Source organism: Novosphingobium sp. (assembly GCF_041915465.1).
Taxonomy (GTDB): Bacteria; Pseudomonadota; Alphaproteobacteria; order Sphingomonadales; family Sphingomonadaceae; genus Novosphingobium.
Window position 1 is genome coordinate 1 of sequence record NZ_JAYSBK010000171.1, and the last position, 3082, is coordinate 3082.

The following is a 3082-nucleotide window of genomic DNA, read 5'->3' on the forward strand; positions in this document are numbered from 1 at the left end:
AGCCACCTTCCTGGCGGCGACGGATCGGCTTGCCACAGTCACGACAATGACCGACAAAATTTGCGCCATCCCATTCAACCGCTTCCCGGTCGGGCCGATGCGAATTGAACCAGCATAAAGGTATCGGCGACTGTGATCGTCTGGTCCGCACGTTTAATCCACCATTCTTGCCGCAACGCAACAATGCCGCCCAACAAGGCATACGGTCAAGTACATAGTTTACAAAAGTTAAAGTAATCCTGTTCGGCAATCCTGCCCCAAATACTGACCGCACGGCCGGGCCCCAATGCTCAATTCGGTTGAACGCACTTGCAGCCTCGGGAGCGGAGCGGCAAAGAGCGTCGATGTCTGCCGCCCGATCGATCCCGCCCCATGAATTACCCGCCCACGACGTAATCGTGGTCGGCTCCGGCGGCGCCGGGCTGACCGCGGCGCTGGCGCTGGCGGAAAAGCTGCGTGTGCTGGTGCTGGCCAAGGGCGAGCTGACCGGCGGATCGACCGCATGGGCGCAGGGTGGAATCGCCGCCGTGCTCGATGCCGGCGACACCTTCGAGGACCATATCCGCGATACCATGGTGGCCGGTGCCGGCCTCAACCGGATCGAGACGGTCGAATACGTGATCGAACGCGCGCCCCACGCAATTGACCGGCTGGTCCAGCTGGGCGTGCCGTTCAACACCGAAGGTGAGCACCTCCACCTAACGCGCGAGGGCGGCCATTCGCACCGCCGCATTGTCCACGTCGCCGATGCGACCGGCTGGGCGGTGCAATCCGCCCTGCTGACAGCCGCGCAGAACCACCCCAACATCACCCTGCTGCCGGGCCGCGCCTGCATTGACCTGATTACCGGGCGGCACGAGGAACGCTATTCAGGCTCGGGCCGGGTCTGGGGCGTCTATGCGCTGAACGAGCAGACCGGCAAGGTCGAGGCGCACACCGCCAAGGCCACGATCCTGGCCACAGGGGGCGCGGGGCGCGTCTACCAGTTCTCCACCGCGCCGCGCGGCGCAACCGGGGACGGCATCGCCATGGCCTGGCGCGCCGGGGCGCGGGTGGGCAACATGGAAATGATGCAGTTCCACCCGACCTGCCTCTACAATCTCGAGGTCAAGAACTTCCTGATCACCGAGGCGGTGCGCGGCGAAGGCGGGCACCTGATCAATCCGCGCACCGGCAAGCGGTTCATGGATTTCTACGATCCGGAACGGCTCGAACTGGCCCCGCGCGACGTCGTGGCCCGCGCAATCGACTCCGAGATCAAGCGCTTCGGGCTCGACTATGTCCACCTCGACATCAGCCACCAACCGGCCGACTTCGTGCGCGAGCATTTCCCGAACATCTACGAAAAGCTGATCGGGCTTGGCATCGACATGACTACCCAGCCGATCCCGGTGGTGCCGGCGCAGCATTACACCTGCGGCGGGATCGTGATCGACCTCAATGGCCGCACCGACCTGCCGGGGCTTTATGCCGCGGGCGAATGCACCGAAAGCGGCCTCCACGGCGCGAACCGGCTGGCCTCCAACAGCCTGCTCGAATGCTTCGTCTTCGGCGAGGCCGCAGCGGCCGACATTCTTGCCCGCTGGGACAGCTTCGATGCGCCCCCGCCGGTGCGCCCGTGGGACGAAAGCCGCGTCACCGATTCCGACGAGGAAGTGGTGATCAAGCAGAACTGGACCGAGATCCGCCGCTTCATGTGGAACTATGTCGGGATCGTACGCACCACCAAGCGGTTGGAGCGCGCCGCCCACCGGATCAAGCTGCTGACCGACGAGATCGAGGACTATTACGGTCACTTCCGCGTTTCGACCGACCTGATCGAACTGCGCAACCTGCTGCAATGCGCAGACCTGATCGTGCGCTCTGCGCTGGCCCGCCACGAAAGCCGGGGGCTGCACTATACGCTCGACTATCCCAAGACCCTGCCCCAGCCGCGCGATACCGTGCTGGTGCCGTAAGGGCATGATTCGATTGTTGTGAATCGCGCGCTGCCCGCTAGGTTCGGCCCAACAGGGATAACCACCGGGAGGAACCATGCCGCAGATCGCCGCCAACGGAATCACGCTCGAAGTCGAACGCTATGGCGATGAAGGCGCGCCGCCGCTGCTGCTGATCATGGGGCTGGGGGCGCAACTGACGCTCTGGCCGATGGAACTGGTCGAGGCGCTGGTCGGCCACGGCTACCACGTGATCCGCTATGACAACCGCGACATTGGCCTCAGCCACAAGTTCGAGGAAGCCGGCGTCCCCGAAATCCCGGCAATCGTCGGCGCGATGATGTCGGGCCAGACGCCGGACGTGCCCTATACCCTTTCCGACATGGCCGCCGATGCCGCCGCGCTGCTCGATGCGCTGGGGATCGATTCTGCCCACGTGGTTGGCGGATCGATGGGCGGAATGATCGCGCAACTGGTCGCGGTCAACCACCCCGAAAAGGTCAAAAGCCTGACCTCGATCTTCTCCACCACCGGCAACCGCGATTTGCCTCCGGCCAAGCCGGAAGCCATGGCCGCGCTGCTCGGCCGCCCGTCCGATGGCGACCTCGAAACTCTGGTCGCAGCTGCGATCAACACCGCCCGCGCCATCGGCAGCCCCGGCTACCCTGCGCCGGAAGAGCGGATCCGCGCCAATGCGCTGCGCGATATCCAGCGCAGCTTCTATCCGCAGGGCATGGCCCGCCAGTTCGCCGCGGTTGTCGCCGATGGCGACCGGCGCGAGCGACTGAAGAGCGTGACCGCGCCGACCCTGGTGATCCACGGCGAGGACGATCCGCTGGTCCCGGTCGAAGGCGGACACGATACCGCCGCGCACATCGCGGGCGCGAAACTGCACATCATCCCCGGCATGGGGCATGACCTGCCGCTGGAACTGGCCGAGGAAATAGCCGCCGCTATCGCTGCGCACGCGCGGTAAGGCGGGGGCAAGCGGGCCGCCAGTCTGCGCGCGTCCTTCGAGACGCCGCTTCGACAAGCTCAGCCGCTCCTCAGGATGAGCGATATTGTCCGCCCCCTCCCCGCTCATCCTGAGGAGCGGTACGGGCTGAGCTTGTCGAAGGCCGTTCCGCGTCTCGAAGGACCCGCAT

General features: G+C 65.2%; 2 protein-coding genes. Both read left to right on the plus strand.

Annotation, left to right across the window (positions count from 1 at the left end; genetic code table 11):
- Positions 1–344 precede the first annotated feature (344 nt).
- Positions 345–1958: an L-aspartate oxidase gene (gene nadB, locus ACE3SN_RS16565; RefSeq protein ID WP_374531897.1), complete on the plus strand. Its 1614-nt coding sequence runs from the start codon at positions 345–347 to the stop codon at positions 1956–1958.
- A 76-nt stretch (positions 1959–2034) separates the two neighbouring features.
- Positions 2035–2913, plus strand: a complete 879-nt coding sequence (locus ACE3SN_RS16570; RefSeq protein WP_374531899.1) for an alpha/beta fold hydrolase — start codon at positions 2035–2037, stop codon at positions 2911–2913.
- Positions 2914–3082 lie beyond the last annotated feature (169 nt).